Origin of the sequence: Nonomuraea sp. SYSU D8015 (genome assembly GCF_008065375.1) — a bacterium.
Classification (GTDB): domain Bacteria; phylum Actinomycetota; class Actinomycetes; order Streptosporangiales; family Streptosporangiaceae; genus Nonomuraea.
On the sequence record NZ_VJYI01000003.1, the window covers coordinates 132,108 to 144,337 of the forward strand.

Annotated in this window: 9 protein-coding genes; 2 read left to right on the forward strand and 7 right to left on the reverse strand. The window is 69.8% G+C overall.

Features of this window, described 5'->3' with window-relative positions:
- The 4 genes from ID574_RS16085 to ID574_RS16100 form a co-directional block, all read right to left on the reverse strand.
- Positions 1-315 carry a hypothetical protein gene (locus ID574_RS16085; protein WP_188189710.1) on the reverse strand — a complete coding sequence of 105 codons (315 nt, stop codon included), beginning with the start codon at positions 313-315 and terminating at the stop codon, positions 1-3.
- A gap of 117 nt (positions 316-432) precedes the next feature.
- Positions 433-1,131: a DUF2637 domain-containing protein gene (locus ID574_RS16090; RefSeq protein WP_188189711.1), complete on the reverse strand. Its 699-nt coding sequence runs from the start codon at positions 1,129-1,131 to the stop codon at positions 433-435.
- A 279-nt stretch (positions 1,132-1,410) separates the two neighbouring features.
- Entirely contained in the window at positions 1,411-2,424 is a 1,014-nt protein-coding gene (locus tag ID574_RS16095; protein WP_188189712.1) for an SMI1/KNR4 family protein, read from the reverse strand.
- Between the two features lie 90 nt (positions 2,425-2,514).
- On the reverse strand, positions 2,515-8,556 hold the full coding sequence (locus ID574_RS16100; RefSeq protein ID WP_188189713.1) for a golvesin C-terminal-like domain-containing protein: 6,042 nt from the start codon (positions 8,554-8,556) through the stop codon (positions 2,515-2,517).
- Positions 8,557-8,865: 309 nt separating this feature from the next.
- On the opposite strand from ID574_RS16100, the gene ID574_RS16105 reads away from it, so the two are divergent.
- Positions 8,866-10,092, forward strand: coding sequence for a hypothetical protein (locus tag ID574_RS16105; protein ID WP_188189714.1), 1,227 nt, complete (start codon positions 8,866-8,868; stop codon positions 10,090-10,092).
- Positions 10,093-10,175: 83 nt separating this feature from the next.
- Here ID574_RS16105 and ID574_RS16110 read toward each other — a convergent pair whose 3' ends face one another.
- From ID574_RS16110 to ID574_RS16120, 3 genes are all read right to left on the reverse strand, one after another.
- Positions 10,176-11,225, reverse strand: a complete 1,050-nt coding sequence (locus ID574_RS16110; protein ID WP_188189715.1) for an FAD-dependent oxidoreductase — start codon at positions 11,223-11,225, stop codon at positions 10,176-10,178.
- A gap of 103 nt (positions 11,226-11,328) precedes the next feature.
- A complete protein-coding gene (locus ID574_RS16115) occupies positions 11,329-11,556 on the reverse strand; it encodes a zinc ribbon domain-containing protein (RefSeq protein WP_223166741.1) in 228 nt (75 codons plus the stop codon).
- A gap of 38 nt (positions 11,557-11,594) precedes the next feature.
- Positions 11,595-11,927: a helix-turn-helix domain-containing protein gene (locus ID574_RS16120; RefSeq protein WP_442939306.1), complete on the reverse strand. Its 333-nt coding sequence runs from the start codon at positions 11,925-11,927 to the stop codon at positions 11,595-11,597.
- A gap of 29 nt (positions 11,928-11,956) precedes the next feature.
- On the opposite strand from ID574_RS16120, the gene ID574_RS16125 reads away from it, so the two are divergent.
- Entirely contained in the window at positions 11,957-12,169 is a 213-nt protein-coding gene (locus tag ID574_RS16125; protein WP_188189717.1) for a transposase, read from the forward strand.
- Positions 12,170-12,230 lie beyond the last annotated feature (61 nt).

Genomic DNA, 12,230 nt, shown 5'->3' on the forward strand with positions numbered 1-12,230 from the left:
TCAGCAGCCGCTGGTCACGTAGCAGCCCTTCACGTACCACTTGCCGCTGTAGTAGGCGCTGCTGGTGGCCTTGCTGGTGCCGCCCAGGGGAACCAGGCTGCCCGGGATGTAGGAGCAGGAGGAGGTGGAGCAGAAGTAGCCGTAGACCCGGAAGTAGGTCTCAAGACCGCTGGTGCACTTGACGCTCACGGAGTGGTTGGTGCTCGCGGTCTTGGAGCAGTTGCCCACTGCTGCCGCGGGAGAGGCGGTGCTGCCGATGAGGGCCGCGGCCCCGAGGACGACGCCGGCGACGCTCGAAATGATCTTTTTCGTCATGGGTGTTCATGATCGCCTGTCGGTGCCACCGGGTCCTACGGCAGCTCTTTACAAGTGAGAGTGTGATCTCTTGGCAGATCAGTCAGCTTGCGTCGCGCCGAAGCTCCGGTTTCGGCGCTATGTGGAGCGGCTGTGGCCGTTGAGTGCTTCCCGGCGGTACTTGCGCCCGGTGGACTCATGCACCCCGAGCGCACGGGCGAGCGCGGTCCCGGTCATGTTCGGGTCCCGGGCGAGGAGTGCCGCCACCTGGGCTCGGCGGTCGCCGTCCTCCCGGACCTCGCTCGCCGGCGCGTCCTGGCCTGCCTGTGAGGCCGTTGGCTCCGGCTCTGGGGCGACGCTCTGGGGGGCGGGCTCGGCGAGGGCTCGCTCCGGCTGCCCCGAGTCGTGCGTGCGATCGGCGAGCTCGCGACCCGAGCGGACCACCCACATGATCAGCTCGTACGAGATCACCAACGCGATCGCCGGCCACGCGGCCAGCGCCGCGGCCAGAGGTCCCCGCTCGATCCCGTGCAGGATGTTCGCCGCCAGCGTCGCGGCCACCCCCAGCGCCAGCGCCCAGCGGGCCAGTGCCGGCACCGCCAGGCGATAGCGGGCACACCACAGCAGCACCATCGAGGAGGCGTAGATCATGCCGTCCACCGTCGCCGGGACCAGATGCGCCGACACCTCGTCCTCGGCACCGTACTTCTCGATCACCGCCACGGCATGCCAGTACGACACCCACGCAGCCACCGCCGCGACCGCCAGCACCACGACCGTCATCGACGCGCGGATCAGCCGATCCCCGCCCCGAGGGGCCTGTTTGACCGCATTCACTCCAGAAATGTTGCCATGCCCGATGTACCACTATGTGCCCATCAGTCACTTCTGCCTCAGCGGGCGGCGGGGTGAGTCCGGCTCGCAGGCCGCCGTCGATGTGACCACGCGCCCGGCGCACCCGTACCGATCACGGGCATCCAGCTCAGCGCCACGTCCCTGAGCACCAGGGGCGCCACCGTCACCCAGCCCACGGCCCGGCCCGGCGATCATGTCAATCCGCGCACGAGCCGGTCCGGTGATCACCCAGAACGGCGGCCAGGGAGCACGGGACAGAACCTAGCCGCGCCGGAGGGCGGCAGGGTTGAAACCTTCGCCGTACGAGCCGTCCAGCCACGCCGTCAGCCACTCGGCGAGGGTCTGGTGCTGAGGCAGCAGCGGCGCGCCCGGAACCGCTCCGGGCGCCACCGGATCCCAGACCCACATCGGGCCGGCCGGATCGCGGCAGTCCGTCAACGACCAGATCGCGCTGCCCCAGTCGCACAACCACACCAGGCCGGCGGGGACCAGACGGGGCAGCTCGGCGGTGAACACTTCGTGACACTCGACCATGTCCGTGCCCAGGCGGGGGCCGGGAGCGTCGGGGACTCCGAGAACCGCGCCGCGCGGGCCGAAGCCGCCGTTGGCCGCCTCCAGGTAGAGCCGGCGCAGCAGCGGGGGCAGCGGATGGCCGATCGCCTCCTCTGCTTTGGCCACCGCGGCCGCGGACGCGGGCGGCGGGAGAGCGGTCGTCTCCCGGACCCGTGCGACGATCTCGTCGTCGGACAGCGCCCGGCGGACCCCGAGATCCTGGGGGACGTCATCGGGCAGCAGGCGGCGGGCGGCGATGGCGGTCAGGCCGGCGGTCTCGTAGGCGTTCTCCAGGTTGCCGCCGAGCGAGGCGGCCAGCCATTCCGCGAGCGTCATGTTCTGGGAGAGCACCGCCGGCTCGCCGCCCGGGTCCCAGATCCACATCGGGCCCGCCGGGTCCGTGCAGTCCACCAGGGACCACGTGTTGCAGCCCCAGTCGAACAGCCACACCATCCCGGGCCGGCCCTCCGGCGGCCCGAAGGTCTCGTGGACGTCGACGATGTCGGCCCATTCGCCGTGGTGCTCGTACTCGCTTCCGGAGACCCCGAGAACCCCGTCGCGCGGGCCGAAGCCGCCGTTGGCCACCTCCAGGTACAGCCGCCGCAGGAGTGGGGGCAGCGGATGACCGATGGCCTCCTCCGCCGCCTCGACCGCCGCCGGCGTCGCCGGAGGAGACAGGCCGGGTTGGGCGCGGATCGCCGCGATCAGCTCGTCTTCGGTCACGTGTGCCATCCTGAAATTCTCGCGGAGCCCAGGTCAAGGATGTTCGGCGACGGCCCGGCGTGAGGCCGGGCCGCCGCCTGCGGGACGGCTCTAACGTCTGCCCCTGCCGCCGGTCCCTCGGAAGAAACCGCCCCAGTAGGCCCGGGCCGCCACCCACGTGGCGGTGCCCTTGCCGACCACGCCCCTGAGTCCTTTGAGGCGGTCCTGAGTCAGCTGGGTACCCTCGATCATGCCGTTGGAGCCCTTCTTGACGTCCTTACTCGAGTCGCCGATGAATCGGTTGAGGTTGCCCGCGCACTTGGGGGAGCACACCTGGGTGCTGGAGAAGGCGCTGTGGACGTTGATGATCTTGCCGCCCAGGTCTCGGGCCTGGCGGCCGACGTCCGAGCGGAGGTCGGCCGCGGCCCGTTCGGCGTGGCCGTCCCTGGAGTCGCCGCCCTTGGGCACCCTCGGTGCCTGATAGATGGTCACGCCCATCTTCGTCAGCTTGTCATTCAGCTCCTTCGGGATGCCGCCCTGGCTGACGAACGCGATGACTCTGGACACCGTGCCCTGTCCCGTGTCCACGGTGACGCGCGACAGGACCACCGTGAAGTTCTGGGCGGCGTGCTTGTGCTGGTTCAGGTACCCGGCGAGCTCGCCCAGCGCGCCGCCGAAGAGGATGATGCCGGCCGCGTCGATGTCCTCGGGCCGCATGCCCTCGGGCGGGTAGGCCAGCTCGGGATCGTTGATCTTCTCGGTCGGGCCCGTGGTGGGCACGGCCGCCTTGGGCTGGTCCGCGTAGAAGGCCGCACGGCCCCGCTCGTGGCAGGCCCGGGAGGCCGCGTCGTCGGTGGGCCGGCAGCCGTGCGGGTCGTGGCCGTCCAGCTCGATCAGGTTGACGGGGTTGCCGGCCGCGAACGCGTAGCGGTTGCTGGTCCACGGGTCGATTTCGAGGGCCAGGTCGTCGAGGGCCCCGTTGTACATGTCGCGGCTGAGGAACCGGTTCAGGCCCGGGTCGTAGTCGCGGAAGCCCATGTCGTACCTGCCGGACGTGGCGTCCCAGCGCTGGGCGTTGAACCGGTAGGGGTTGTAGGGCTCCTTGGTCGGATCCTGCGGATCGGGCTTGTCGATGCCCGTCGTCTCGGCGTCCTCGCCCTTGCCGTAGGCGCTGTAGCCGTAGGTCGCCCTGGTGTCGCCGGAGGCGTCGGTCAGGGTTTCGACGTCGCCGTGCGGGTTGTAGCCGTAGTACGACTCCTCCCTGCCGCCGTTCTCGTCGTGCGTGGCCTGGGCCAGCCGCTCACCCCACGGGCTGTGCCGGTAGGACTTCGTGACCTTCCCGGCCGTCTCCTCGTCGAGGACCTCGTCGGACAGGGCGAGGTAGTTGAAGACCGTGGTCTTCTCCTCGGCGCCGCCCGCGTCCGTGGTCTTGGAGGCGGTGCGGTCGAGGGGGTCGTAGGCGAAGCGCGTGGTGGTCGTCGACCCCGGCGCGATCAGCTTCTTGTTCTCGACGACGTGGTCGAACCCGTCGTAGGTGTTCCGCTCGATGACCTGCCCGCCCGCCACGACGCCGGCGAGGCGGCCGAACGGGTCGTAGTCGTACGCCGCGGCGGTTCCTCCGGTGACCGCCCTGACCAGCCGGTTCCGGTCGTAGTCGAACGTCGTCCGCGTGTCCTTGACGACCTGGTCGACGACGTTGTTGTTGGCGTCGTGGACGTAGGTCTCGGTGCCCGCGTTGTGACCGGTCCTGACCAGCTTCGCGATCCGGTCGCGCGGGTCGTAGGCGTAGTCGGCGGTCGTGGTGAGGTAGGCCGAGTGGTCGTCGGCGTTCATCTTGCGGCTGACGTCCCGGCTGCGCTGGCCGTTGGCGTCGTACTCCAGCGTGTGCTCGGACACCACCGCGCCGCCGGGCTTCTTCTCGGTCTGCCGCAGCAGGCTGCCGTCGAGGTAGTACTCGTAGCCGACGGTGTTGCCGTTGCCCTTGACCTGGTACAGCCGCTCGCCCCGGGCGGTGTAGCCGAACGTGGTGACCGATGGGGCCTGGTCCGACGCCGAGCTCCCATGTGTGATCTTCGAAGGCAGATCCCGCACGTCGTACTCGAAGGTGGAGTACTCCTTGTCGTGCTGCTGGGTCCTGGGCCGGCCGTTCTCGTCGTACGTGAACGAGATGGTGTTCTTCGTGGCCCCGTCGAGCCGCTCCTCGAGCTTGGCGACCTGATTCAGCTCGTCGTAGGTGATCGCGTAGTCGTCGATCCTGGCGCTGGAGCTGGAGTCGGTGATCGACGTGAGGTTGGCGTTGGCGTCGTAGCGGTACGCGAACCGCCTGCCCTCCTCGTCGGGGTCGCCGGAGTTGTCCCGTACGAGCTTGACCGCGTCCGCCACGACCGTGGACCCGGCCGCCGCCTTGTCGGTCAGCGTGATCTTGTGGATGACGCCCGCGTCGAAGTCGTGGCGGCCCAGGCTGACCCACGTGCCGGGGCGGGCGCTCTGGTCGACGCTCTTGACCGCGGTCCCGCCCTGGTGATCGATGAGGAACTCGGCGTCCTTGGCCGCGCCCTCGACCTCGGGATGGCGGACGAACACCTCGTAGCTGCCGGCCTGGGGGATGTTCAGCCCCCACTGGAACTGACCGGTGCCGTCGCCAGCCGGTTTGGTGTGGAAGCTGTGGCCGTACAGGCCGTCACCGGCGTCGTGGGCGGTCCACTCACCGGTCGGGCGGGCGTTGTTGAGGTCGGAGTTGTCGACCACCACCGCGTGGGCGCCGGCGGGGACGCCGTCGTCCGTACGCGAGCGCAGCTTGCCGTCCGGGTAGTAGTCCGTCGTCATGGTGCGGCTGACCGACCCGCCCGCACTGGTCAGCGTGTTCTCGATCTGCTGTCCGAGCGGGTTGTAGTCGTACGACGCGACGATGTCCCACGGGTCGGCGGAGGTCTTGATCCAGCCGTTGTCGTAGTGGGTGTAGACGGTGTCGTTGCGGACGGACTCCCCGCTGGACGGCGGCGCGCTGATCCTGGTCAGGTTGCCGACGGCGTCGTAGGTCCGGATGGTCCTGTCGGGCCGGTTGTAGCGGGGATCGTCCTTGTCGTAGGGAGCGATCTCCTCCTTGACCCGGTTGAGCTCGTCGTAGATCACCTGGTGCACGAAGTCGCCGGGGTCGTCGGCGGTCTCCACGCCGCGTGGAGTGATCACCTTGGTGCGGTTGCCGACCTGGTCGTACTCGAACCGCGTGGTCCGATGGACGAGCGTCCCGCCGTCCTTCTTGTGCGGCACGGTGGCCTCGAGCGGCAGGCCACGGGCGTCCAGGGTGACCGTGGTCGTGTTGCCGTCCTCATCGGTCGTGGCCTTGACCAGCCCGTCCCGGTCGAACGTGGTCGAGCGCGTCTTGCCGGCGGCGTCGGTGGACTTGACGGCCCGGTGCGCCAGGTCGTAGGCGTACGCGGCGGTGAAGTCGGCGGGGTCGGGGGTCGCGTTCTTGCGCGCGTCCACGACGGTCGTCACGTTGCCGACCGCGTCGTAGGCGTAGGTCAGCCGGTGGCCCTTGGCGTTGGCGACCGAGATGAGCTGGTAGATCTCGTCGTAGCCGTAGGTGGTGGTGTAGTCCCCGGCGGTGGCCGTCAGGTTGCCCTTGGGCTCGGTGACGGTCCTGACGTTGCCCACCCGGTCGTAGGTGTAGGACGTCTTCCGCTCCGGATCGCCCGGCTCGTCCTTCGGCTCCAGCATGTGCGAGAGCTGGTCGGCGGCGTCATAGGCGGCCGTCGCCACCGCGCCGTTGGGGGCGGTGACCCGGGTGGTGTTGTCGTTGGCGTCGTACTCGGGGGCGGGGGTGACGATGAACTCCCCCGCCGCCTGGTCCTTGGGGACCCGCATCTCCAGCGGGCGGGCGAAGACGTCGTACTCCTGCGACGTGGCCTTGCCGTTGGCGTCGACGACCTTGGTGACGTTGCCGCGCGCGTCGTACACGTAGGTCGTGGCCTTGCCCAGCGGATCGACGATCTCGCGGGGGTAGCCGCTGGGGTCGAAGTCGGCGTTGGTGACGGTGTGGCCGTTGGCGTCCTTGACGGTGAGTGGCTGGCCCCACGTGTCGTACGTGTACGTCGTGGTGTAGTCGCCGGCGGCGGGGGTCGCGGTGCCCGCCGGGTCGGTGGCGGTGGCGAGGTCGCCTTCGGGTGTGTAGGTGAAGGTCCAGGTGCGGCCCTCGGGGCTGCGCTTGGCGATGAGGTCGGCGACGTGGCCGTTCAGGCCGGTCTGGTACGTCAGGGTGATGCCGGGCCAGCCGTTCTTGGTGGCCTCGGCGTCCTTGATCTCCCGCGGGTAGCCGGTCTTCGGGTCGTAGGACCAGGTGGAGACCGCCCCGTTGGCCTCTTCGAGCCGGGTGACGTTGTTGTCCGCGTCCCAGGTGAGCTTCGTCGTGCGGTTCTTGGCGTCCGTGCTCTCGAGGGCGCGGCCCTTGGCGTCCAGCAGGTAGGTGGTGGAGTGCTTCTCCGCGTCCGTCACGACCGCGCGGACCTGCCGGCCCGTGTGGCTGTGGGAGTCGCCGTAGGCGAAGGAGGTCGGCTGGCCGAGCCGGTCGGTGATGGTCTCGGCCGCGCCTTTGAAGGCGTCGAACCGGGAGTGGTACTCCAGCCGGGTGGCCTTGCCTCGCGGATCGGTGACCTTGGTCAGGTCGTCCTTCTCATAAGCGAACCGGAATTTCTTGGGCTGCTCCGAACCCGCCCCGTCGATCAGCTCGCCCAGCAGGCCCTTGTGGGTGTACGTGAAGGTGAGGGTGCGGCCGGAGATGTCCTTGACCGTCTTGACGTGGTCAATGATGTGCGGGTTGAGGAGTTTGGTGCCGGTCTTCCGCTCCCACGTCTCGTCGTCGATGTAGTCGTACGTGTCGCCCTTGGCGTAGTAGTCGATCGTGAGCGTCCGCCGCCCGGTCGCGTCGGTGAGGTGACGCAGCAGCTTGACCGGCTTGAGGAGCGACTTGCGCTCCTCGTAGACGAAGGTCAGCTCGTTGCCGTTGTTGTCGGCGATCGAGCTCGGGTAGCCCTGGCAGTCGAAGAAGAACCGGGTGCGGTCGGGCGAGGTCATGACCCAGGCCCGGGACTCCTCGTCCCAGAGTTTGCAGTCCTTCAGCCGCTGCAGGTACAGGTGCACGCCCGCGGGGTGGACGTACTCGTCGTCGGACTTGTCCCAGGTCCCTTTGTCGTCGAGCTTGAAGGTGTGCGTGGTCCCGTCGCCGTCCGTGAAGGTGACGGCGTGGCCGAGGAGGTGCGGGTCGAGGGTCGTGCCGAGCCGGGTGAGCGACGTGGCCTGCAGCGACCACCCGTGCCCGGCCACCGTGTCGGAGGAGTCCTTGGAGTTGTAGGCCAGCCGGACGAACGTGCTCAGGCCGCGGGAGGGGTTGGAGAAGGCGTTGTACTGCCAGACCGCGTTCCCGGTGTACAGGTTGGTCAGCAGCGTCGACCCGGCGCCGGTGTTCACCCCGCCGTAGGAGGCGAACTTCTCCAGGCCGAGCTGGTCGCTCGTGGCGTCCTCCACCGAGAGCGTCTGCGTCGGCGGGGCCGCCTTGTCCGCGTCAGCGCCGTCCGCGTCGGCGCTGGAAAGCCACGTTCCTTTGCTCTTGTTCCATAAGTCCCACGTCAGGACGTGGTCGGTGCGCTGGTCGCCCGCGTCGGACGCGGGGGGCGTCTTCACCTGGGCCTGCACGGTCACGGCGGCATCCGGGGCTAGGTCCCCGGGTAAGGCCGTGTGGAGTTGCTGAACGGCCACCGGCGTACCGTCCGGCCTGCTCCACCTGTACGACAGCACCCAGTCGGCCATGGCCCAGGTCGCCGTGGTGGTGTTGGTCAGCGTGACGGGGATGGACTGGATGGTGTCGGGCGGGACGCGCTCGGGCGTCTCGGGGGCGTAGTACGTGGTGCCGGGCGGGGGCTCAGGACCGAGAGCGACCCCCTCGCGGACCGCCTCCGCGCCCCGGACCGGCACGACGCGAGGTTCCGGCAGGCCGTCCCCGGTGAACCAGGCCGCCACTCGATCCCAGAGCGTGCGTTCACTCTCGGGAATCCAGCCGCCGGTGACGCGCACGGAAGCAGCCGAAGCTTCCGGAATGTACGTCAGGAGGAGAACGAACACCAGAACGCTCGCGATGAACCTGGACAAACGAACCACGACGCTTCCTTTCCGACAGGCGCAATTACATGGCGAGGAGGAGAGGCGAAGAGGATTAGGCACAGGCGATAAAGCCATTTATCGTCCGGCGACACCCGGCGACACCTGCGGATTCACTGGGGCTTTAGTCCGTTTTGCTGAGCCCTCACGCTCTCATGGAGACAGTGACGAAAACAGGTCAACAACCGGACATTTACCGGTTCTTCGGGTTTGAGTGGACTTCTGCTGTCACATGCGCGAGCTCGAGGTGAGCCTCCGTCGCCACCCGCGGACGAACATTTGTCAGTGAGCTGCCCTATTGTCGCCGCCATGACCAATGCCTGGGACGCCGTCCGCGCGGCCATCGACGCCGAGGACTTCTCCGCCGTCGCGACCCTGATGATCGGATACGACGACGCGCAACGCCGCGAGGTGGCGCGTGAGTTACCCGGATATCTGCCGATCGCCCGGCAGGCCGGTACCCGCCGGGACTACGAGCGCATGCAGCGGCACCAGGCCCGATGGCGCGAGCTCGAGCTGCGGGCGGAGGAGATGGGCCGGTACGTGTTCGCGATGCCGGAAGCGAGTGTGCTGCTGAGCCAGGGCCCGGAGATGGAGGACCGCTGGAGGGAGCCGATGCGCGTGGCGGGAGCGGGCGCCATCGCGGGCGCCGCGGCCGTCGCGACCTGGCTCACCAAGCGCGATTTCGAGCGCAGTTGGATGCCGCGCGAGGCCGACGACGTCCCGGCCATCCTCGAGGTCGTCGCGGTCAGGCCCGTCGCCTGGCAGCAAGACCTCGCCGTCCGTCTGGCGCTGCGGCTGCGCGGCACCCGTCCCCAGGCCGACGACCGGCGGGTGCGGCTGGCGTTGGCGCTGCTGCGTGCCAGCGGCGCGGAGCCGCCCGAGCACGACCCGCTCACTCTGGCGTGGCTGGTCGCCACCCCCCTCGGCGACCTGGCCGGCGATCGTTTGCTGGACGTCATGCTGCCGCGGCTGTTCGAGGCCGAGGGGGCGGGCAGGCTGCTGTGCGACGACCAGGCCCTGCCCGCGGCGCTCGGCAAGCTGGCCGCCGAGGGCCGGATCCGGCGCGCGGCGCTGCTCGACGGCTGCCGCACCCGGTTCCTGCGCGGTGGCCAGGCGGCCGACCTGCGTTTCTTCGTACGCCTGCACGACCTGCTCGACCCGGCCCCGGAGGAGGTCGCGCCGCGCGCCGACGACTATGTGGCGCTGCTCTCCCACGCCCCCGCCAACGTGGCCGACCTGGCGTTGCGGCAGTTGCGCCGCCTGAAGACCACACCGCCCGCAGAGGCCGTCGAGGGCCTGCCCTACCGCAGAGAAGGCAAGCTCGTGCGGGCCGGGCTGAGTCTGCTCGACCGGGTGCTGAAGGATGGCGATGTCGACGCCTACGCGCCCGCACTGGCCGCCGCGCTGCTCTGCGAGTCGCCCGACGCACGGGAGCGGGCGGCCGGGGCTGGCGCTGCTGCTGGCCTACTACCTGCTCGACGACCCCGACAGCGGCGGCCTGCGGCCGCTGCTGCACCTGGCGGCCACCGGTGACCTGCCGGGCGCGGTGCTGGGCAGGCAGCTGGCGGAGCTGCTCAGGCGCGGAGAGGAGGGCCCGTCCGTCGCCGTGGCCGCGCTCAGGGAGGCGGCCGAGCGGGGCGCCCATCGGGAGGTGTGGCAGGTGATGACCGGTCTGCTGCCCGCCTACCTGCCCGGGCCCGGGGAGCGGGCGACGAGCGCGCACACGCGGGCGTGCAGGCGGCGGGCGGCGGCAGGGCCTTGAACGCGGTGAAGATCGGCGGCGCGTGTTCGGCCGTGTCGTCGGACAACTCCTTGGGATAGAGGTCACGCAGGATCCCGACCTGGAACGCCTGAGTCACCTTGGCCGGCCACGCCCTGCGCGCCTGAACCGAGGCGAGGTCGGCCTCGGAGGGCACGCCGGGTCGCAGGAGGGCCGGGCCGAGCAGGTTGGCGGCGGCCACGGCGTCCTGCACGGCCAGGTTGATGCCGACGCCGCCCGCCGGCGACATGGCGTGGGCCGCGTGGCCGATGCACAGCAGTCCCGGCAGGTGCCAGCGCGGCAGCCGGTCCACCCTGACGGCGAGCCGGTGCAGCCGTTCCCAGCCGTCGATCAGCTCCAGGCGGTCGCGCAGAGCGGGCGCCAGTGCCGCGATCCGTTCCCGGAAGGCGGGCAGGCCCGCCTCTTTCAACTCTTCGAACGCGCCGGCGGGGATGGTGTAGGCGAGCTGCCAGAACTCGCCCCGGTCGATCGCCACCAGCGCCCCCTTGCCGCCCTGGAAGAAGGGCACCCGGTCGCCGTCGCGCCGGGGCAGATGGAACCACAGCACGTCCATGGGCGGCGAGGCGGCCCCGGGCTCAAGACTCGCCCGGGCCCGCAGTGTGGAACGGCGGCCGTCCGCGGCGATCACCAGGTCCGCCCGGACCTCCAGCGGCCCGTCGGGACCGGTGGCACGCACCCCGGCCACCCGCCCCGCCTCCCTGATCAGGTCTGTCGCCTCGGTGCTTCGCAGCAGGCGGAAGGAGGGGTAGGCAGCGGCCTTGCCGGCCAGGAAGTCGAGCACGTCCCACTGGGGCATGAAGGCGATGTACGGGCATCGCACGTGCAGCCGGGTGAAGTCGGCGAAGGTGACGGCCCGGCCGCCGATGTCCACGGTGACGTCGGGCATCGTGGTGTGCGGCAGCCGCAGGAACTCCTCCGACGACGCAGCACCTGGTTGTCTCGTTGACTTGCTCCCCGGGCCCGACGAAGTCCGGAGATTCCCGTGCCGCTCAGGCGGCAGCTCGAGGCGCGTCACCCGCGCTGCGAACTGTGGTACGGGATGCTTGACGCTTCACCGACCCGGGAGGGTCTCCACGCCCTGACACGACCAGCCCGGCCGCCTGTCCTCTCGTCCTGATGTTCTTGGCAGCGTTCACATCTGCGTGCTCGACATGCCTGCAGGAGGTGCACCGGAAGAGGGCTTGGCTCTCGCGGCTCTTCGCGTCCGGCCTGGGCATTGAAGTCCGCCCGCCGCCACCGCGCCCGCCGCATCAGATCACCCATCGCCCGGACGACCCGCCGGCGCCGGTTGGATCCCTTCTTCCAGACCCTTCAGCGTCTGCTGGATGACCTGCGCGGGCGCCTCGGCCAGCCAGGCACAGTCCGGGTCCTTCTTCGCTTCGGCGAGCTGGCGGCACTGCTCGACGTAGCCGATGAACGCGCCCCGGCGCCGATAGGCGCGGCGCTGCTCCAATCCGGTGTTCCACACGCTGCGGCAGATCCCGCCCAGCCGCTCGGCGAACAACCGCTGGCCGAGATCGAACTCCAACCGGTACCTCCGGCCCGCCAGCACGCGCGAAACACCTCCCCCAGGAGCCTCCCACGCCACAGCAGTTCGAACATACTATCGCCTGACCGATGAGTCAGGAAGCGGAATGCCGGCGCGGCAGGTACGTGGTCTCGTTCAGGGGAGTCTCCTCCCACTACCTGCGCAAGGAGTTCCCCGGCCGCGTCAACCGCGCCATCATGCACGGCGCCTTCTGGTCACCTGGCTACTTCGCCGCCTCTTGTGGCGCAACCCCACTCTCGATCATCAGGCAGTACATCGAACAGAAGCGCCGACCGGCATGACGCCCTGGGTCCGCGCTACGCGCTCCGGTCTGCCCCGGCTCCGCCGGGTCATCCCTTGCCG

What these genes read in the sequence shown, in the direction of transcription:
- ID574_RS16110 (WP_188189715.1), bottom strand. Translation starts at nt 11,225, where the DNA reads ATGCCCGACGTCACCGTGGACATCGGCGGCCGGGCCGTCACCTTCGCC.
- ID574_RS16115 (WP_223166741.1), bottom strand. Translation starts at nt 11,556, where the DNA reads ATGCCCAGGCCGGACGCGAAGAGCCGCGAGAGCCAAGCCCTCTTCCGG.
- ID574_RS16105 (WP_188189714.1), top strand. Translation starts at nt 8,866, where the DNA reads ATGACCAATGCCTGGGACGCCGTCCGCGCGGCCATCGACGCCGAGGAC.
- ID574_RS16125 (WP_188189717.1), top strand. Translation starts at nt 11,957, where the DNA reads ATGAGTCAGGAAGCGGAATGCCGGCGCGGCAGGTACGTGGTCTCGTTC.
- ID574_RS16085 (WP_188189710.1), bottom strand. Translation starts at nt 315, where the DNA reads ATGACGAAAAAGATCATTTCGAGCGTCGCCGGCGTCGTCCTCGGGGCC.